Annotated in this window: 17 protein-coding genes and 1 pseudogene; 4 read left to right on the forward strand and 14 right to left on the reverse strand. The window is 41.1% G+C overall.

Going from position 1 to position 18908, the window contains the following annotated elements; all coding sequences use genetic code 11:
* Positions 1 to 211: 211 nt before the first annotated feature.
* From ABIA61_RS09180 to ABIA61_RS09195, 4 genes are all read right to left on the reverse strand, one after another.
* Positions 212 to 436: a helix-turn-helix domain-containing protein gene (locus tag ABIA61_RS09180; RefSeq protein ID WP_404580602.1), complete on the reverse strand. Its 225-nt coding sequence runs from the start codon at positions 434 to 436 to the stop codon at positions 212 to 214.
* 244 nt (positions 437 to 680) lie between these two features.
* Positions 681 to 2186 carry an RNA-directed DNA polymerase gene (locus tag ABIA61_RS09185; protein ID WP_010345207.1) on the reverse strand — a complete coding sequence of 502 codons (1506 nt, stop codon included), beginning with the start codon at positions 2184 to 2186 and terminating at the stop codon, positions 681 to 683.
* Between the two features lie 206 nt (positions 2187 to 2392).
* Positions 2393 to 2971 (reverse strand): hypothetical protein, encoded by a 579-nt coding sequence (locus tag ABIA61_RS09190; protein ID WP_404580603.1) that lies wholly within the window; start codon positions 2969 to 2971, stop codon positions 2393 to 2395.
* Between the two features lie 208 nt (positions 2972 to 3179).
* Positions 3180 to 3383, reverse strand: coding sequence for a helix-turn-helix domain-containing protein (locus ABIA61_RS09195; RefSeq protein WP_404580604.1), 204 nt, complete (start codon positions 3381 to 3383; stop codon positions 3180 to 3182).
* 171 nt (positions 3384 to 3554) lie between these two features.
* Between ABIA61_RS09195 and ABIA61_RS09200 the strand changes: the two are divergent.
* Positions 3555 to 3843 (forward strand): annotated as a pseudogene (locus ABIA61_RS09200) (hypothetical protein).
* Between the two features lie 137 nt (positions 3844 to 3980).
* On the opposite strand, the gene ABIA61_RS09205 reads toward ABIA61_RS09200, so the two are convergent.
* The 8 genes from ABIA61_RS09205 to ABIA61_RS09240 all read right to left on the reverse strand — a co-directional run bounded on the left by ABIA61_RS09205 (position 3981) and on the right by ABIA61_RS09240 (position 11759).
* On the reverse strand, positions 3981 to 5120 hold the full coding sequence (locus ABIA61_RS09205; protein WP_404580606.1) for a tyrosine-type recombinase/integrase: 1140 nt from the start codon (positions 5118 to 5120) through the stop codon (positions 3981 to 3983).
* A gap of 309 nt (positions 5121 to 5429) precedes the next feature.
* The gene (locus ABIA61_RS09210; protein ID WP_149093863.1) at positions 5430 to 5813 is read right to left on the reverse strand and encodes an immunity 22 family protein; all 384 of its coding nucleotides are present in this window, start codon (positions 5811 to 5813) and stop codon (positions 5430 to 5432) included.
* Positions 5814 to 5971: 158 nt separating this feature from the next.
* Positions 5972 to 8035, reverse strand: a complete 2064-nt coding sequence (locus tag ABIA61_RS09215) for a methyl-accepting chemotaxis protein (RefSeq protein WP_404580607.1) — start codon at positions 8033 to 8035, stop codon at positions 5972 to 5974.
* A gap of 340 nt (positions 8036 to 8375) precedes the next feature.
* Positions 8376 to 9374 carry an ABC transporter substrate-binding protein gene (locus tag ABIA61_RS09220; protein WP_283652687.1) on the reverse strand — a complete coding sequence of 333 codons (999 nt, stop codon included), beginning with the start codon at positions 9372 to 9374 and terminating at the stop codon, positions 8376 to 8378.
* A gap of 294 nt (positions 9375 to 9668) precedes the next feature.
* Positions 9669 to 10208 carry a CueP family metal-binding protein gene (locus ABIA61_RS09225; protein WP_404580608.1) on the reverse strand — a complete coding sequence of 180 codons (540 nt, stop codon included), beginning with the start codon at positions 10206 to 10208 and terminating at the stop codon, positions 9669 to 9671.
* A gap of 147 nt (positions 10209 to 10355) precedes the next feature.
* Positions 10356 to 10901 (reverse strand): GNAT family N-acetyltransferase, encoded by a 546-nt coding sequence (locus ABIA61_RS09230; RefSeq protein ID WP_404580610.1) that lies wholly within the window; start codon positions 10899 to 10901, stop codon positions 10356 to 10358.
* A 118-nt stretch (positions 10902 to 11019) separates the two neighbouring features.
* A complete protein-coding gene (locus ABIA61_RS09235) occupies positions 11020 to 11085 on the reverse strand; it encodes a hypothetical protein (RefSeq protein WP_404580119.1) in 66 nt (21 codons plus the stop codon).
* Between the two features lie 302 nt (positions 11086 to 11387).
* On the reverse strand, positions 11388 to 11759 hold the full coding sequence (locus ABIA61_RS09240) for a hypothetical protein (RefSeq protein WP_404580612.1): 372 nt from the start codon (positions 11757 to 11759) through the stop codon (positions 11388 to 11390).
* A 765-nt stretch (positions 11760 to 12524) separates the two neighbouring features.
* Between ABIA61_RS09240 and ABIA61_RS09245 the strand changes: the two genes are divergently transcribed.
* Both ABIA61_RS09245 and ABIA61_RS09250 read left to right on the forward strand, forming a co-directional pair.
* Positions 12525 to 12710, forward strand: a complete 186-nt coding sequence (locus ABIA61_RS09245; RefSeq protein ID WP_404521220.1) for a hypothetical protein — start codon at positions 12525 to 12527, stop codon at positions 12708 to 12710.
* Between the two features lie 34 nt (positions 12711 to 12744).
* Positions 12745 to 13314, forward strand: a complete 570-nt coding sequence (locus ABIA61_RS09250) for a DUF1697 domain-containing protein (protein WP_404580613.1) — start codon at positions 12745 to 12747, stop codon at positions 13312 to 13314.
* Between the two features lie 197 nt (positions 13315 to 13511).
* Here ABIA61_RS09250 and ABIA61_RS09255 read toward each other — a convergent pair whose 3' ends face one another.
* Positions 13512 to 15257, reverse strand: a complete 1746-nt coding sequence (locus ABIA61_RS09255) for a methyl-accepting chemotaxis protein (protein WP_404580614.1) — start codon at positions 15255 to 15257, stop codon at positions 13512 to 13514.
* Positions 15258 to 15684: 427 nt separating this feature from the next.
* On the opposite strand from ABIA61_RS09255, the gene ABIA61_RS09260 reads away from it, so the two are divergent.
* A complete protein-coding gene (locus ABIA61_RS09260; RefSeq protein ID WP_404580615.1) occupies positions 15685 to 16284 on the forward strand; it encodes an RBBP9/YdeN family alpha/beta hydrolase in 600 nt (199 codons plus the stop codon).
* Between the two features lie 104 nt (positions 16285 to 16388).
* On the opposite strand, the gene ABIA61_RS09265 is transcribed toward ABIA61_RS09260, so the two are convergent.
* On the reverse strand, positions 16389 to 18782 hold the full coding sequence (locus ABIA61_RS09265; protein ID WP_404580616.1) for a polyprenyl synthetase family protein: 2394 nt from the start codon (positions 18780 to 18782) through the stop codon (positions 16389 to 16391).
* Between the last annotated feature and the right edge of the window lie 126 nt (positions 18783 to 18908).

The following is an 18908-nucleotide window of genomic DNA, read 5'->3' on the forward strand; positions in this document are numbered from 1 at the left end:
AAATCTTACAAAACAAATCTAAAATTATTCAAAAAACATTAACTGCCCTAAGATTCTCCAAAGGACAGTTGATGTTTTCACTATTCTAGTTCTTACAACCATTTTTAGCACTAATGTTTACACAATAATCAGAATGTTCATTGGTATTCGTTCCACAACCAGTAGTTCCGCCTTTACTACCGCTGTACATCGCTTCTCTAATCTGCCTTGACTATTGGTTTTCTTCAGGAATATATTCAATTAAATCTGATAATTTGCAGTTAAATGTATCGCATAGCTTGAATAAGGTTTCCAATTTTGTTGTTTCTATATTCGTTTCCCTATACAGCTTGTTGATTGAATTCCGACTTAAGCCCGATTTAGCCATCAATTCTGTTATATCATCTATTCGATGTTCTGCCATGAGTTCTCGTATATTGCACTTGATTACGTTCATCTTTTCCCCTCCATAATTCTATCTTATCTTTCATACCAGCAATCATCAACGAAAAGCGAAGTTTTAACTTTATCAAGTCAAAATATTCACCTTAAAATTAACTATATAGGGTTATATAATAACTCTATATAGTTAACCAATGGAGGAACAACATATGATTAATACATTAAAATCATCAGAAGAGACACTTATAAGTACGTTTAGAATTACTCTATACTGAGCTTACGTCGTGTATAAGATCTATTCAATTAATAGGACTTAAGTAAAAGCGCACATCATTATTTAAGGCATCTTTCAACAGTAAACTTTGATTTAGTATCTGCTTCAACCCTTTAATCCAATTGTTTCTATTAATTTCGTATATCAATAACCACTTATCCCCATAAATAGATTCATTACTTAATCTTCTTTTCAAATCATTGATACAAGTCTGAATTTTACTTTCTCTGTTTAATTTTTTCTTTTCAATATAATCTAGAGCCATTATCGTAGAGAGCGGCTCGGAATAATTGATAATACTTACAAGATTATTGATTTCAATATTCATATCGAGAGAACACATCACCGCAATTAACCATATAGTTTCAAGTTCATGCTTGTACTTAAGACAACTTTCCAATATATCATTTATATTACGTTGTATACTTTTATCAAAAGCAAAATTATTTTTTAGAATTATATTATGTACATATTCCGCCATGTTAGGAAATGTAAGAATTATATTCACTAAATGAGAAAAAACAAGTCCTTTCTCTTTATTAGCAATATTATGGCTACTCAAGATTTTTAGTCCATACTTTAAAACTCCTTTGTTATTATTCTGATGTAGTTCTATCATTTTTTCAATATATTTCAAATATCCATCTTTAGAGAAATCATGTTCTCTTAAAACTTTGACAAAGTCCTGATTCAGTTGATATGGATACTTATTAATTTCAGTTTTTTCTGTATTTATATGCAGTTTATAATCATACAGGATATTCTGAAAATGAGGTATAAACTCATTAATCTCGCTTTCATTACGAAAATAAAAATTATAATCATCTACATAACGTTTGAAATGATATCCTTCCTGATCCAATATTTCATCAATAGATGACAAGATAATCTCCGACACTATTCGGGAACTCAGAGGACCTGTCGGGATGCCCTTAGTTTCATTGTTATTTATAGACCTGATTAATTTATCAAATTCATCATAGCCCAAATACTTAGTATCTCTTTGTTTCGGTGATTTTTTTAGTTCGTTTTTCGAATCTTCCTTACCATACAAGGCCCAAGTTAAACTATGTGTATAAATATTCTCATAGCATTTGCTTAGATCAATATTCAAAAGATACTTATAACCAGCAGAATAAATTGTTCTATCATAATAATTTTTCATAAATCTAGAAAAAACATTGTAGCCTTTTACCTGATTTGGCAAAATAATATTGGAATATGAGTGTTCATTTTGTTTAAACTTATTTTCTATAACTAATCTGTGCTTTTCAATGTTTTCACACAATATAGAATACAAATCTATATGGGGAAGAGCTATGATTCTTCTTTCAAGATCGCTTTTATAACTTGAAATAAACAAACAAGGGGTGAAATCAATCTTTTTAGATTTTAAATTAGTTAAGTTTGAACTTACTGTAGCTGGATGACTTTTTATAAAATCTGCTAACTCTATACTTGTGAATATCTTAGATGGCAGATTATCTGAAAAAAAACCGCATTTAAGTAAATTATACATTGTTAATTTCATTGTGTTACTCCGTTCATTTTGTAAGTAATCTTATATTTTTTTGTGATTCTGTCGTATAACGTTCCCGTATTCTCGACGCTTGGCGAATGCCAAGTGTGTCCGGCTGCTTCTACTTCCCCGAAATCCCTCTGCCGGACCGAGGGCGTATGCCCGATGCGTGAATATAATGTTATACGAGGCCCCTTTCTCTTTGAATTGTCTACATATCATTCCTTGATCACTTGTGTATCTATTATTTGCTTCATTAATATTAAAGAAAATTTGACACCTTCAGTTTCAGTTAAAATGTCCTTTAAATAAATTCTTGTATTCTCTGTATACTGATCTGAGAACCTAATGCTTAAATATGTCATTTTCTTTTTATCTGCTTCCCAGAATCTATACTTCACTTCAGTACGACCAGTATATTTCCTAAGAAATCGATCAATTGTTTGTCCCTCTCTAACCCAATTACATAGTGTCTTACTTACCCATACTTCATCCCAATTTTTGTAGAATGGAAAATGAGCAAACAGATTTCTTACAAACTTAAATAGTTCACTTCCAATTTCGGCTTCCAAAGGAGGTCTTCGTTTTTTCATCTCTTCAACTACCCACTTAATTGGTTCATAATTCAATAATTCAGCATAGATTGTAAAAGCATCTTTGACTTTTGAGAACCGATAATAAGCATCCTTCTCCCAAAATGAGTCTTCAAATATTTCATCAAAAATATCATAAAAACTATTGTACGCTAGATTTAAGAATTCAAGCTCTGCCCTATTAGGTTTCAAGTGTTCATCCATATATTTTCATGTCCTTTTTTGGATTTAAGGGGTTTCGTATAACGTTTCTGTATTCATGAACCTCGAAGGGGTTGTCTGCCGAAATGCCTCTTCGAAAATCCTTCCGCAGACCAAGGCTCCAACGGAGCCGCTGCTTGAATATTATGTTATACGACGGAATCACTTCTTCGATTAACCAACATCATTCTTGGTGCTTTAACCTAATCGGTTATTTCTCCACTATGTGCTCCAATAAATCCCCGGGTTGACAACCTAAAGCTGTACATAATTTATCAATCACTTCTAATGATACATATTCATTCGTATTGAGTTTCGCCATTGTAGCAGACGAAATACCTGTCATTTTCAATAAATCCTGCTTCTTAATCTCCCTGTCGATCAATAATTTTTGAAAAGGTTTATAACTAATCATCTGATATTCCTTTCACACATCAAGTGAATTTTTCTTTAATTATATGAAAGTATATTTCCTTTATCAAAAACATCTTCAACATGTATTGACTTAATTATTTGATATGATAAAATTATGTTTAATAAGTTGAACTTTTATTCATAAAATCAAATACATTGAATGGTGTTCAAAATGCATAATTCTTTAGAAGTCTTACTTGATTCACTGATTCATACTCGAATTGAATCTTTATATGGCGAGCTTATCAAAAACAACTCCAGCTACAACCAGTTCTCATCCGAACGGAATCTCTACTTCAAACAGTTACATGAAGGAGTACCGGAGAATATACAGAAGACCCTATTCCTTTACGATGATGCTGAGCTTTTCTGTTCAATCTATTTTAGAACGTGAAATTTATTTGCAAGGTTTTAAGGACGCTCTTCACCTGCATAACGAATTACATATATCTCTAGATTGAGAGCCTGCTGGCTCTTTTTCATTTTGATTCTGTCGTATAACGTCTTATTTACGAACTTCCGAAAGAATGCTCTCTTCGTCATATTCACGAACTTCGTGAACCTGCACTTTGCTCCTTATTCCCGCACTCTCTGCGTTTCAATCCTCCAGCCCGCCCATCCGATCCAACGGACTTTGAATCCGCCCAATGTCCCGTCTGCTCACATGTGTATACCGCTCCGTCGTTCGCACACTCTGATGCCCTAGCAGTTCCTGAATATAGCGAAGATCAATCCCATTCTCCAGCAAGTGGGTCGCAAAGGAATGCCTTAGCGAATGGATACTCACCTGTTTGCGAATGTCCGCTTCAGCCAGCGCTTTTTCAAACACTTTCTGCGCTGAACGTTCCGTCAGGTGGCGGCCTTCCCTCTGCCCTGGAAACAGCCAGTCTTCTGGCCGCTCCACCCCTATGTACTGCTCGACCACCGCAAAAGCCGCTTCGGAGAGCAGCGTTTGCCGATCCTTCCTGCCCTTTCCCTGACGGACTTTCAGCACTTTCCGTTCATGGTCGCAGTCTTCAGGACGCAACCTCACCACTTCGCTTACCCGCAGCCCGGATGTATACGTCAGGTACAGAATAGCCTTATGCTTTGGATTTTTCACTACTTTCAACAGACGCATGACCTCATTCAGGGACAGCACATCCGGTAGTTTACTCTCCTTTTTCGGACGAACATAGGCGGAGGATTTGGGCTGCTTTAGCACATGGCGAAAATAAAATTTCAACGCACTGATCGCTTGGTTAACATAAGCGTGCGAAAGACCTTTTTCGAGCAGCACCAGCGCATATTTTTGCACCACCGCATCATTTATGCTTGCTTCGGTCCCTTGCAAATCGGCGAAAAAGCGTTCCGTTTGCGATATGTAAGCTTTTATCGTCTTGCTGCTGTACCCCCTTGCTACCAATGCATCGCGCAATTCTTGCCGCTGATCCGGATTCCATTCACCTCGTTCCGAAGAAGAGGGAACCGCATTAGCCAGCGTGTCCCGTCGATCCAGCCATTCCCGGATGTACGGTAGTTCTTTATTCAAGCGCTCGTCGTACTCGAACTTACAACTCCGATACGCCTCCAACAGGCTTTCTACAGCCGAGATACTGTACGGAATCGCCCAGATTTTTTCGTCTGGAACCCATTTCCTGCCTGGTATGGATCGAATCCCTTCCCGCTCCTTGACTCCGTATCGCTCCAAGCGTACGCTGATCGTTTTTTCATCCCGATAAAGTAGGTTTATCTTCATCTCACTTGCCTCCTTAGTATATCAGCCGTTCAAAAAATTGGAAATCTAATTTTGCACAAAAAAAGGGACTTAAGATGGATATTCATCTCAAGTCCCTGATTCTTTCAGAGTAAATTATTGATCCATTAAGTCCAATTTACATTATCATAAAATGTCTTACCTTTATTTGTCCAGTTCCTCCGTCACATCATCCCATAGCACTGCCGCCACCTTCTCCAACAGATACTCCAGCTTCAGGTTCAGTAGCTATCCAATTGGAACTCGCTCTACTCCCCACATAAACAAAAGATGAGCCTGATTATTTGTTTCTCATTTGTTAATACAATAAGGATAAGCCGTTAAAAAGCGCATTTTGTCGCCATTTTTTTCAGATAGACCGCTTGTATTACAATCATATATAAAGAACAACGAATTATATTTGCCATCTATTTTACTCAAATCATGTAATAGTGGAGATAAAAAAGAATCAACAAAGGAAACATCTTTTATACCATTATCTGCCCCATCCATCAGAAAGACTCCTTCAGCAAAATCTTCGTCAAAATCATCTATTTCATGGTCATTTAAAAAATCGCTAAAAACATCCTCATTCTCATCTTCCGGGTATTTAATCTCAACATATTCAAATAACTCATCATCAGAGGCAAAGTGACCGTACCAGACGGACACCATATTTTTTTCAAAGCAATTCATATCTTCACCCCGCTAAATTTCAGTTTATACGTTTAATCTATCTGTATCCCGCACCAGCTACCATGCCCTCTACCCCACAACAGCTGTTGAAGCTAAAAAGCCCGCGCTGATCGCGGGCTTTGCTGAATATTTAGTCAAAATCATGCCTAATAGACTTGTTACTCAACCTTGAACTGTTTTAATTCGTCTTGAAGCTTATTGGACAATTGGTTTAATTGTTTGGATAGTTCAGCAACCTGCTCGATGCTATCCAATTGTTCCTGCGTGCTGGCGCTAACCTCTTCGGTTGAAGCGGAATTCTCCTCCGTGGTGGAAGAGATTATTTCCAGCGCCTGCAAAATCTCATCTTTGTGCTTGTGGACTTTGGAGGTGTTGTTGCTAATCTGGATCATTCGCAATTTCAAATCTTCCAAATCCTTGTTAATGCTAAAGAATACTTGCTTGGTGTTCTTCACCGATCTGGCATTTTCTTCTGCAATTTTCAGGCCGTGAGCCGTATGCTCAACCGATACGCTGGTTTTTTCTTCAATCACACGTACCTTCTTGTAGATTTCCTGTGTCGCCAGTGCCGTCTGCTCAGCCAGCTTGCGAACCTCCCCGGCAACAACAGCAAACCCTTTGCCCTGTTCTCCTGCACGTGCAGCTTCAATGGAAGCATTGAGTGCCAGCAGGTTGGTCTGCGTTGCAATTTGGTTGACCGTATCCACGATGCTCGAAATCTCATGACGGCTCAGATCAATATCCTGAATAATAGACGACATCGCTTGTGTGGAATTGTGATTTTCTTCAGCCCATCTGGATAACTGATCTACTACAGCAAGCCCCTGTCCGCTTTGCTCAGCAGAGATTTGCACCATCGTTTCGATGGCTTTGGCATCATTGGCAATTTCGTCAATTTGGCCGGATAATGCTCCGGTTTTTTGTAAAATGTTATCCGTTTCGATGGACTGGTAGTTCGTCGCATTGGCAATTTCATTGATTGCTGTTGCAGTATCGTTCATCGTGACCGCGGTTCTGGAAGATATGGATTGCAGATCGTGAGAAGACTGATTCAAGACTTGAGCTGAGCCACCCACCATTTGGAGCATGCCTTGAATTTTTTGAACCATGGTGTAAACTCCTTGAGAAATTTGCCCGATTTCGTTGTTGGAATGCGTATCAAACTGAACGGTTAAATCTCCATTTTCAATCAGCTTGATTTTTGCGAGCAACTTCGGTATCGATCTCAACAGATAACGGAGCGTTATATAACAAATCACAACCAGCAGAATGGTGGCTGCGGCAAAACCGCCAATGGTAAGCCAAGTAAAGGCTTTTAATTCTGTGAGCACCTCTTGCTCAGAAATGGTTAAGCCTACGGACCACCCGGTATCTTTACTGGTTGCATACCCGATATAACGACGTTCTCCATTGTCATTAATCAGCTGTACTCCGGACTCGCCGGCAATCATTTTCTTTCCGATCTCCCCAAGATCACCTGTGCTTTCGTTAATCTTTTCTTTCAACACTTTAGTCTGATCGGGGTGATACAAAATATCACCTGTTTTGGATGCAAGAATCGAATAACCAGTGCTTCCAAGCGAATAGCTTTGCATAAGGGCAGGGATATCTTTGAAGGCAATATCAGCTGCTGCAAATCCAATTAATTGGTTACTGTTATCTTTGATCGGATAGAAAATACCCATGAGCACACTACCCGTAGCGACGTCAATATAGGGATCCGAGTAGTATAAACCGTTTGCTTCAACAGCTGGCTTGAAGAACGGACGTTTTTGGATATCGTAATCCGGTTTGGAAGCAGCACCATCATTCTGAAGAAAGAAGCCTTTGCCAGATATTCCTGCAATCCAGGCGTCGGCAAAAGATGGCTCTGCCTTTACAATGGCTGCCAGAGTTGCTTCTGTTTCCGCAGCATATGGAGAAGTTTTCACCATTTCTGACGATTGGGTTGTTTCTATGTATTGCTGAAAAAGGTTGTTCGTTGACATTTGTTTGACAAGCGATCCCTTTTCCTTAAACAACGCATCGAATTGACTGACGATGGCCTGCGTCTTCGTCTGGAGCATGGCCTCTTGCTGCTTGATAAGTATGCTTTGCGTGCTTGCAAACATGAACGTCCCCAAGGTTGCAAAGACGACAACGATAATGACTAACAACACAATGGCTAATGTGTTCGCAATGCTGGATGATCTGAATACGCGCTTTTTAATATTTTGTGACATGCTGCCATCCCCCCGAGGAGTATTGAGCGAAAAGCTCTTAGATAATATGTCGGAAGTTTGCAGTTGTTTTAATAGGTTTTTAGTATACACAATTTAAAGTTTTGCTATCTTCGTCTTACTGCCACTGCTCCAGGCGCATCCACCTGTCCTAATCTATTGGCCATGAATGAAGCTGGGTTTAGTAATGTAAGGTGCTACCCAGGGAGCTGGAGCGACGGGTTTAGCTGGCGAGGAGTGAGTAAGAGGATACAGCGAAAAGCCCGCGGGAGACGCGGGCTTTTTGTGCTGCGGTTTTAGAGACTATGCCGATTCTAAACCGGACGGAATACTGGGACCTAGCTCATTTCGTAATCGCCGCAACAACCTGATCAACCAGCGCTTTCGATGAGATGGGACCGCCAAACGTCCATGTCTTGCTGTCCAATGCATAAATGCGTTTTTCTTTGACAAAATTCAGGCCGTTCCAGACCGAATTATTTTTCAGCGCTGCTCCGAAAACATCATCGTTCGGCTGCACAATATAGATGAAGTTGCTGTCCTGAACGGCAGACAACGCTTCAATGCCAACGGTTGAAAAACCATACTGTTCAAGCTTGTCCGGCTTCCAATCGTTAATCAGCCCGCTCTTCGCCAGTGTCCCGGCGACCACCGAGTTATCCGAAAACATGCGCAGGCTGGCCGCATTTTGATAAGTGAACGCCTGTGTCAGAATGTAGTGGAAATCCGCTTTACCAGCAGCGGCGAGCTTTTCTTTGGCTTCCGCATAATGCTGATCCAACTCCTTCAGCACCTGCTTCGCTTTGTCTTCTTTTCCAAGAGCGACCGCGATGTTGTTGAAAATCTCTACCATTTTGTCATGATCGTAGCCGTTACCGCTATTCAGACTATATTCGACTGTCGGTGCAATGGCTCTAAGTTGATCATAGATAGCTTCATTTCCATCAGCATTGGAAATGATCAGATCCGGCTTCAATGCAGCAATCGCCTCCAGATTGGGCTCGTTGCGTGTTCCCACATCGGTCACGCTGCTGTCCAGAGCCGCCTCTGGAGTCACATATTGCTTGTATCCAGCATTATCCGCATTACCAACGGGCTGAACACCCAGCGCAATCATATCCTCCGTAAATGTCCATTCCAGCACAACAACACGTTGTGCTGGCCGGTCGAGTGTGACCTCGCCACGATTATGCTTTACTTTCACAGGTCCCGCTGCTTCGGCTGGTGTGCTGCCGGAAGTTGACGCCTGACTTGTATCCGATACATTGCCTGCCGCTCCGCAGCCTGCCAGAACAAGCGCAAAAACCAGCAACACTAAAATCCCGCTCAAACCCTTCTTCATAGAACATATTCTCCTCGTGTATGTACATTTTATAGATAATGATAATCATTATCATTTTTTTGAATTATGACGGAGAAATACAATTTTGTCAATGATAAAAGACAGTGTCGAATGGTCAACGGAAACACTGACATGCTTTGCTTTCCGGTTCAGCGCAACGCTGACCCAGGCACTCCTACCACGGGGTAGTTGGTGCCTGGTGTCGTTATATTTTCCGAATGTTAAGAGCTTTGTAAGCATTCCCAGTCCCTTTCCTGCACACAGGAATCCGGATATAGATTTGAATTTATTGCGTTAACCCAATTGCATCGTGGTAATACAGGTATCGTCGTTTTCAAACGTGGAGATTTTGGATTTTGCAATTTTCCCCTCATGCTCCACCGTAACGCTATAGGTTTTGTCACGCGGCAGCCATAGATCAATAAATCCATTGGGCTGGGATTTTATTGAGGTTTTATTCATGACTGAATTTCCATCAGAATCGTGAATCGTTACACTGAACTCTTCATCCTTCATTTCACCTTGACAACCGGTCAGGCTATGGGTTGCACAAGGGTGAGTCTGTTCCATATATGGGGCTATCGAAAGGAAAAACTCGTTATCAGGCAAAGCGTAGGCCTTTGTTGTGGTACCATCCTCTGTTATGCTCAACTGACTGGAAGTGATGGAAGCGGACTGGGCCGTTGCCTTTCTTGTACTGAAATCATGCACCAATTGCTTGATATTTGACGCCCCTTGGTTATCTGCTTCTTCTCGCTGGGCATTCCCTGCAATCAGGTATGTCCCTATGGCAACCGCAACTAACCCCGTAGCTATCAAGGTTATTTTTTTCATCTTGAGTTCATCTCCTTGTCCCTTTTTTTACTATTATAAACGAGTGCACATCAGGATGGCAGGTTGAACTCTTTATGTCACCATATGCTCACATTCATCTCTGGTACAGGTCAAGAATTGAGCGACAGGCGGTTTTCACTCCATTTCTTATAAAAAATCCTGCACTTCACATAGCCACACCATGTGATCTCCATCCTTGCCCCAATAATCCTTCGCAATGGTGTAGGGTGCGCCAAATTTCCGTAGCCATTTGGTCTGGGCTATTTTGAAGCCGCTATCCAGGCAAAAATGCGTAACTTCCATTTCCTTCAGCCTGGTCATCAAAGCCCGAATTAGCGTCGAGCCTACTCCTTGTCCTTGGTAACCGGGCAGCACATATAAACTTCCCAATGTCCCCACATGTCCGAGTTCATCGTTGGTACATTTCCTGATAGCTTCTCCGCAAGGGCCATAAGAGATCGTTCCAACGACGTTATGGTTATGTTTGGCCATCAGGAAGAACAAGTCCGAATTCAAAGCTGACAAAGATGTACGCAGCAACCGCTTTTTGTGCTCAATCTCCTGCTGCATGTCGTCGATTAAGGCTTCCAGTCCCTCCTGTTCAAATGCCACAGATATGGAACTTTCAAAAACGAGATCCGCCGCCTCCAGATCCGAAGGAGCAGCGAGTTCAATACTGAACTGTTTTTTCATGATGTCAAAACTCCTGGTCACTAGTCTTTTTTTGCATTTGGCCTGATGTAGTGTCGCAACAAATGTCACTTAATGCCTCTTCCCAACCAAGGATTTAACGTCGTTGACGTTCTTTCCTTCACTTTTCAATCACCTCGAAAACAGAACTAAAAGATTCTCCATACTCTGTTATCTTATAACACACCTTTGGCGGTATTTCAGGATATACTGTTCGTTTGCAAAGCTTGCTTGATCGATAAAAAATCTGATTTCAAGCAATGCAGCTAATACTTTCATAAAGAATCCCGGCCTTTTCTTACACAATGCCTTAAAGTATGTAATCTCGCCCGGATTTCTTTCTTTTGAGTACAAAATAGGAATAATTCATTAGTATCAAATGGGAAATTAACTGTTCTGTTGGAGATTGATACTCATTCACACAGTCGAGAAGAACCTGGAAAATCCTATTTTTATCAGAGCTATAGGTCCTCATAAATATCTTTGCATCTACGAAGGCTTATTGAAATCATCGTATTGAAAATCATATAAATCATGACTGCCCATAATAAAATTGACTAATTGGCCTTGTAAGCATTTAATCTTTTCCAGTGCTGCTTGTATATCCATGTCCATCTTACTTTTGTGAATATGTTCATGCAAAACATCAATAAGCATGTGCAAATCACATTTTTGTGAGTTTTCCATTTTGAACATCATTTTATTATTTTCAATCGTTAGACGTTCATAGATATCATCACCTAAACCCAATTCAAATAAAAGATGATGAAGAAAAAGCACCCTGTCTTGGGCAATCTCAAATCCATAGGATTCATCTCTAAGATGCGAATCTTGATGTTGATAATAAGATATCGAAAACATTAAAAGCTAATGATAGCAATCTAATCAGACGCTCAGCGTCAGCTTCGTTTAGAAAATCATGGTCTATTAGCACGAATGATGGCCCATTAAATAAATCATGCCAGCGCACCAACGAAATATCATCTGTATCGTTTATATTCATGATTTAAATCAGAAATGCGTTCGTTGAAATAAGCTCTTAGTTTATAGTCGTATATTTTAGAAAATGACATTTTTCCTCCTTGCATAGGTAAGGCTTTTTCCTAAAGTTACATGTCGCCATCCCTTCTTTAAATAATCTATCCATTTCAACCTATATTGTAATATTAATCTGGCTGGATCAATAAGGCTGCATAATGAATTAATCGTACTGCTTAAATATAGAAGCATATGTTCTTTATTTCCATATTATGATATATTAGAAACAGATAATATGTAGGGAATTCTGAAAAAAGGCGTATTTAAGTCTCCTGCAAGCAGAGAGGAATGAACACACATGCAACAATTAAGCGGAGCTCTGGCCCGTTTTGTACAACAACAAAACTTGTATAATGAAGCCTACGGGCTGTTCTCTTTTTTGCTGCGCCGGAGCATCTATATCGACAACAGCTAGGCTATCGCTGGATTGGAGCTGGCGAGCTTGTCCAGGAATCCTCCTCGTGGCCGCCCCATCATGTCGTAATCGCCACTTATAATGACGATCCACTTATTGTCGATACTGGGGCAGCCCATTCCCCTGTATATGCTGCGTATGAAGGTGGCGCGCCACAGCAGGTTGCCGACTCTTTGGCTGACTTCTTTACGGCTCTTTCCATCCTGATTGAAGCTGCCCGTACCTTTAAGGGAGAGCTAAAAGACGAGGACACATACGAAACCAAAAATGAATTTATCGAGCACGTAGAACCGTTGTTGCATCATTTGCTTGGCGAAAATCAAACCGCTTATTTATTTGAATATCTATCCCTGTGTTAATAAAATCCTTTTGTACAAGAGAGGTGGGCCTTATATGATTTATATTGCATTGCTGCGGGGCATTAATGTGGGTGGCAACAACAAGATTAATATGAAAAAGCTCAAGGAAACGTTTGAGAAGGCAGGCATGAGCCATGTGACGACTTACATCAACTCCGGAAACATCATTTTTTCCAGTGAAGTTCAATCCAACGAGGAGCTAACGCTCCAACTGGAGCAGGCGATTCTGGAGGATTTTAGCTTACCTATCCGGGTCATCGTTCGCAATATGGCGGAAATCCAGGCGATTATGAAGGCATTACCGGAGGAATGGTCTAATGATACACAGATGAAAAGTGATGTATTGTTTCTGTGGGATGAAATTAACGATATTGCCGTTCTGGAGAAGCTTCCTTTGAAGCCGGGAATAGGCAATATAATGTATACGCCTGGGGCCATTCTGTTTTCTGTCAGCAGAGAACATGTCACAACAAGCGGGATGACGAAACTGGCCGGCTCCAGTCTGTACCAGCATATGACGGTGCGGAATGTGAACACGACCCGGCAGATTTATAAGCTGATGCAAATGGCTGAACAGGAAGAGTTACGTGCTTTAGACTCCTGATTGAAATCTCCTTTCTAAGCATTTTATCTTCGTTAAGTAGCCAAATGAAGGCTACCGTAGAGGATAAAATCAAAAAGGGAGCCTTCTTGCGGCTCCCTCAACTGCATTTTTGGTTTATATTGTTACCTATAGCCCCTGCCTATCAAGCGAATGAAGTCAACCCTTCATATGGAATACCACTCACCAGACTAGCTTCGTCAAATAGTAAAACCTTCGACCAGTTTATTCAATCGGGTAGCGCTTTCCTTCACCTGATCAGACTGTTGTGCCACTTCAAGAGACTTTTCCGTCGATGAAACCATGTTCTCAGCAATGTGCTGAGTAGATACGGCAGACTGTTCGCTGGCTGTTGCAATCTCGTGGATAGCTCTCACCATGGTTTGGATCGTTGCATTCACCTGCTTAGATGTGGCGTTCAAATCATTAACTGTATTCGTATGCTCAACTACATCATTGTAATATTGTTCTGCCGTATCCTCAAGCAGCTGATAATCCTTGCCCACCTTGGCATGCAGGAAATCCAGTAATTCCTCGGCATTGGTCGTCAGATTGGCTACAGATTGTACAACCTCTTGAGTAACATTCTGAATTTGATCTACCGCCTGCTTGGACCCATCTGCCAACTTGCGAATCTCGTTAGCCACAACTGCAAACCCCCGACCTGACTCACCGGCTCGAGCCGCTTCAATAGATGCATTTAAAGCCAGCAAATTGGTTTGGGCCGTAATTTCCAGAATGGACTGGGAAAGTATACGAATTTGGTCTACCGCCTTGGCTTGTTCCAGCGCTTCCGTCATCTTTTCACTGGCCTTCCGGTAAATCTCTTTGGACGCTTTATTGGACTCACTCGCTTCATACTTCAACGCTTCGGCCTTTAGGCTTGTATCATAGGCAGACTGCGCTTTTTCTTGAGTTTTGAGCGAAATGTACTCTGCCGCCCGCTGCATTTCATCGGCAGAATGATTCATGTTTTCTGTATATGCCGAAGTCTCCTCCATCGCTGCTGATAGCTGTTCGACTGTAGCCGATACGTCTCTAATCCGCTCATTGAGATCGGTCATATTATGATTCGTCTGATCACTTAGATGATTAATTTGGCGGGATTCATTGATAACTCCCGTAATAACCATTGAGGTTGAATCTGTCATTTGTTGAATGGCACGTGCAATGACAGCGATTTCGTTATTTCCCTTGAGCAGGGTCGGATCAAGTGCTGCCGTTAAATTGCCTTGGGTAATCTCTTCACAGTATTTCGTAATGGTGCTCATCCGAGAACGGATATTCCGAATGGCCGAAAAGGAGATCATACTAAGGACAGCAAGTACTAGGACCAGAATCACGATCAAAACAATTGTGCGCATTTTTATCTCATTTTGCGTATTTTGATATAAGTTGGCCGATTGTTCATTGTTGTAATCAGAAATATCGGTCAGTATCTTAACAATTGCCGTACTGGATGTATTAATCCGGCCTCTCTCTTCCTTGTCATATGTTCCGGTATTTTTTTTGACTGCCATGATCTGCTCAATATTCTGATAATATGTGTCTATGCTGCTTCTTAGTTCCTCGTACAGTTTCTGTTCCTTCGGGTCCAGATTCTTTTGCGAAAATTTACTTAACCCTGATGCAACGCTGTCTTTTCCCTTCTGTACCTGCTTATATTGTTTATCTGTGTACTCCTCATTATCGAGTACTTTGGTGTAGTTGGCCCGCATGTTATAAAAATCACTTTTCACTTCCAGAATATTCGTTTGGTGTTGAAAGCGATCCATATACAAAATACCTTGTCCCTCTTTAGCTTGATACATGCCGAGAACCCCTACCAACGATACAATGAGCAAACCCACCAAGCTGATCATGATCATGGAGACCATCGTTGTCGTTACCTTTAAATCTCTAAATCCTTTTACTTTTTTAGTGCTGTCTGATAGTTTTGTTCTCATCAAAACCCCTCCAGTCGTCTATGTATAATAGATCACGTTGCTCCCATGGATACTATCCCCCAAACCATAAGAATTAAGAGATTACACCGTGATGATATATATATCGGAAGAAAGCGCTTAATATTGTAACAAAAATAACAGTGCTGCTAAAATAAAGAATATTTATCCTGTGAAAGTGAGCTTGGGACAGACAAATCAGGATTTTTCAAAATTCGATTCCAGTCGCTCCGAAGTGCAATATATAGACGAACTAGACCATTTCGATCTATATATTGTTCATTGGAAGTCGCTTATTGGATTTTTGCAAAATCCTCAAATATGACTATTATTTTAGCTTCTCACGAGCTTGGAGAATTTGCTAAACTAAAACAGTAGTCTTTATACCAAACTGGGACATATATCATCAACAAATCAAGAACAATACAGGATGAATAGGAGAGAACCTATTGTGACAAACCTACAAAACAAAAAACAAGTGTATATCATCCATGGATACACTGCTTCACCGTCTGATCATTGGTTTCCTTGGCTACAAGACAAGCTACAGGAAGATGGCGTTTCTGTAGATATATTGGATATGCCCAATTCGCAAGCTCCCCAGCTTCATGAGTGGACCCAACAGTTATTATCAAGTATTGAGGTTCTACATAAGGATACCTATTTTGTTGGTCATAGCTTGGGGTGTGTTTCCATATTAAGATATTTGCAGCAAGTAAGTATCCCAGAGCAACTCGGTGGTCTTGTCTTCGTCTCCGGTTTTACCGATCCAGTGCCAACCCTGCCGTCATTAGATGAGTTTACAACTGATAAGTTGGATTATGAGCAAATCATGGACTCAGTAAAGATGCGTACAGTTATTGCTTCAAAGGATGACACGATTGTCCCCTTTGCACTCAGTAAGAAACTAGCGAAAGATATCCAAGCTGATTTCCACGAAGTAGAGCACGGAGGACACTTTTTAGAGCGTGACGGCTTTACTTCCTTACCCATTGCATATCAAGTTTTAATGGATATGATGAAGAGTTGAAAAGCTTCGGGCCCGAATGAATTCCATGGAGTGAGCGTAAAAGGTAACACTTAAATTCGTAAAATACCCCATCGCTTATATTAAGCAATGGGGTACGCCCCTTTTTAACGGTCCCGGGTTACCATATAATTCATTAAATGCTTCAGAAAAGCGATGTTGCGGGGTACCTCTTTCAACGCTTCCATAGCAAGGCAGTAGTGTTCCCACATCTCTTTACCGGCACCTTCCTGACCCAGGATGGATACGAAATTCGAATTGTTGTTCTCAGAATCCTGGCCAACAGGTTTTCCGAGTAAGAGCAGATCTCCCTCCACATCAAGTAAATCATCTTTAATCTGAAAGGCAATCCCCGCGTGATACGCGAATTTCTTCAAAGCAGCAATTTCCGACTCCTTGACCTGTGCGAGCATGGCAGGCATCACCAGACAAGCCTCAAATGCCACTCCGGTTTTGAAAAAGCACACCATATTTAACTGCTCCAGTGTCAATTGCTTTCCTTTGGAATCCAGATCCATCGCCTGTCCCATACACATATCTTCTGCCTTTTGGGCCGAGTATTGTATCAAAGCAAGTACGGTTTCGGCATTGAACTGGTCAAGTGACGATTGTTCCCCAATCGCCTTCTGAATCAGATACAGACCGGTTAATTCCGCGGTAGCGCTATTATGCACCTGATGCAAGGTCTGACGCCCTCTACGGGTAGACGCATTATCCTGAGAAGGCAGATCATCGAAGATCAGGGATGCGGTATGCATATACTCCAATGATCTCAGAAGCGGCACGATTGCCGATGCGTCAAGTCCATATTCGTTCACACCCATTACCCAAGTCAATATAGGCCGTATCCGCTTCCCATCCCCTTCGAGACTGTAATTTGCAGCATCAATAAGCTGCCCTTTCATCGCTGGAATCACATGAGGTTTGGTAATTTTTAATTGGTTGTTAATCTGATGGCGGATCATTTTGAACGTATTGAAAAAGTCTTCCTTTTCCTTGGAATCGTTTTTCAGACTGGTAATCATCTGGTCCCGAAGCAGTTTATCGAAGAAATCTACATTGTCCGCTTTTCGCACCATCTCTTGGATAAGTCGATTGAATTCCGGATTTCCGGATGCAAAGATCTCCATCATTTCATTATACTTTTCAGTACCTACACGTTCTTTATAACGTTTGAGTCCATTCATTGCACGATCCAGTATCACCTCACGGGCCATGGCATCGGAATCATACACGTTGTGGATCAAATAAGAGATAACTGCCCAGTACAATTCAAAGGGATTGATGAGATCCGAACGCTGATCATGGTATTTTAAATAATACGTATAGGGTGTTACCACACCGTCACTCATATCGTCAACCATATCCGCAAAATCATCAGCCAACTGGTTATAAATACCATAAAAGAATGTTCGTTGCTCAAAGCCCTCATCCTCGGGAGCACCAATCACGGAACGGACAATCAATCGGGAAGAAGAAGATTTTAAAATGACAGGTATATAAAGCTCTTCATTAGTGTAGTTAGCACGCGTTAGGTCCTTGACACGGTCGATATCCTGGGAATGAAAAAAGACATAGGACTGCTCGAAAAAGGTTTGCTGTGTATCCGGCCGCTGATGTTCCTTAATATACTCAAAAGCATCCGAGAGCTCTGAGTGTATGTATTGAATTAACTCCATATTATTTCCGGTCCAATCGCCCAACTCAGGCACAGCTCCAGTGAGAAGCGCAGTACGTATCATTCGGGAATATTGTTCTTTCTCCTGCGCGGTCAAAACCTGCGAATCGAGAAGATCGTCTATGAAAGGATAGGTTAGACCATAGGAGTAACCAAGTCTGATCGCTTCATCAAGTCTGCAAGTACGTTCGCCAGGTGACACAGTATCGTCCATTTCTTCCATCACATGCAAAATAACCCCGATAATGATCTTAATCAGTTTGCGCTGGGCTTGCTCGGCATCCATTTCCTTTGGAATATGGGAGGACACGGACCTAAGCTTGTTGATCACCCAAATTGTGGCGGTTTCTATACCTTCCTTCTGCGCCCACCGATACAACCCGGCCAAATTCATAAATTCTGGATGGTCTCCCCCGTTTGCACTGGTGGATTGAATCAAGTGTTTTTTGATGTCAGCAATGACACGCTGAATCCGGGACTGTGTGTCAGGAGAATCCAGAGCTTTGCCTAGATCCCTCATATAAATATAGGAGACGCTTCGATCCAGGTAATCATCCAATTTGCCTGTATAATTCAGCCATTGAATGTATCTATGATAATCCCGAGTATCAGGTTTTCTCTTTGCCCTCGAAAAGAAGGATAGCCATGAAGAATGATCAATATGATCCCTTTTCCACATTTGAATATCTTCTGTCAGGATAGTTACATAAGTTTTGTCTATGACCTGTGCATAAAGTGATGCAAAATACTGAACCGCCTTCTGCTCAGCCAATCGATATCCTGTATTGGCATGATTTATAAATTCCTCATTCATACGATGCATTACCTCAACTTCTATTTTGGTTAAACATGGTTGCATTTCTTCCCTGACGGGAATGGGGCGGATCATGTTTTTATCTTTATACGGGAAAGAATCTGTGAGGTTACGAAATTATTATGCTGCTTACCG

The sequence above is a fragment of the Paenibacillus sp. RC21 genome (genome assembly GCF_044907935.1).
Lineage (GTDB): Bacteria > Bacillota > Bacilli > Paenibacillales > Paenibacillaceae > Paenibacillus > Paenibacillus terrae_A.

Bases quoted from the DNA above. Each gene is read 5' to 3' on its own strand.
- ABIA61_RS09260 (WP_404580615.1), top strand. From the start codon at position 15,685: ATGAATAGGAGAGAACCTATTGTGACAAACCTACAAAACAAAAAACAA.
- ABIA61_RS09225 (WP_404580608.1), bottom strand. From the start codon at position 10,208: ATGAAAAAAATAACCTTGATAGCTACGGGGTTAGTTGCGGTTGCCATA.
- ABIA61_RS09180 (WP_404580602.1), bottom strand. From the start codon at position 436: ATGAACGTAATCAAGTGCAATATACGAGAACTCATGGCAGAACATCGA.
- ABIA61_RS09210 (WP_149093863.1), bottom strand. From the start codon at position 5,813: ATGAATTGCTTTGAAAAAAATATGGTGTCCGTCTGGTACGGTCACTTT.
- ABIA61_RS09230 (WP_404580610.1), bottom strand. From the start codon at position 10,901: ATGAAAAAACAGTTCAGTATTGAACTCGCTGCTCCTTCGGATCTGGAG.
- ABIA61_RS09190 (WP_404580603.1), bottom strand. From the start codon at position 2,971: ATGGATGAACACTTGAAACCTAATAGGGCAGAGCTTGAATTCTTAAAT.
- ABIA61_RS09195 (WP_404580604.1), bottom strand. From the start codon at position 3,383: ATGATTAGTTATAAACCTTTTCAAAAATTATTGATCGACAGGGAGATT.
- ABIA61_RS09185 (WP_010345207.1), bottom strand. From the start codon at position 2,186: ATGAAATTAACAATGTATAATTTACTTAAATGCGGTTTTTTTTCAGAT.
- ABIA61_RS09205 (WP_404580606.1), bottom strand. From the start codon at position 5,120: ATGAAGATAAACCTACTTTATCGGGATGAAAAAACGATCAGCGTACGC.
- ABIA61_RS09220 (WP_283652687.1), bottom strand. From the start codon at position 9,374: ATGAAGAAGGGTTTGAGCGGGATTTTAGTGTTGCTGGTTTTTGCGCTT.
- ABIA61_RS09215 (WP_404580607.1), bottom strand. From the start codon at position 8,035: ATGTCACAAAATATTAAAAAGCGCGTATTCAGATCATCCAGCATTGCG.
- ABIA61_RS09250 (WP_404580613.1), top strand. From the start codon at position 12,745: ATGATTTATATTGCATTGCTGCGGGGCATTAATGTGGGTGGCAACAAC.
- ABIA61_RS09240 (WP_404580612.1), bottom strand. From the start codon at position 11,759: ATGTTTTCGATATCTTATTATCAACATCAAGATTCGCATCTTAGAGAT.
- ABIA61_RS09265 (WP_404580616.1), bottom strand. From the start codon at position 18,782: ATGCATCGTATGAATGAGGAATTTATAAATCATGCCAATACAGGATAT.
- ABIA61_RS09255 (WP_404580614.1), bottom strand. From the start codon at position 15,257: ATGAGAACAAAACTATCAGACAGCACTAAAAAAGTAAAAGGATTTAGA.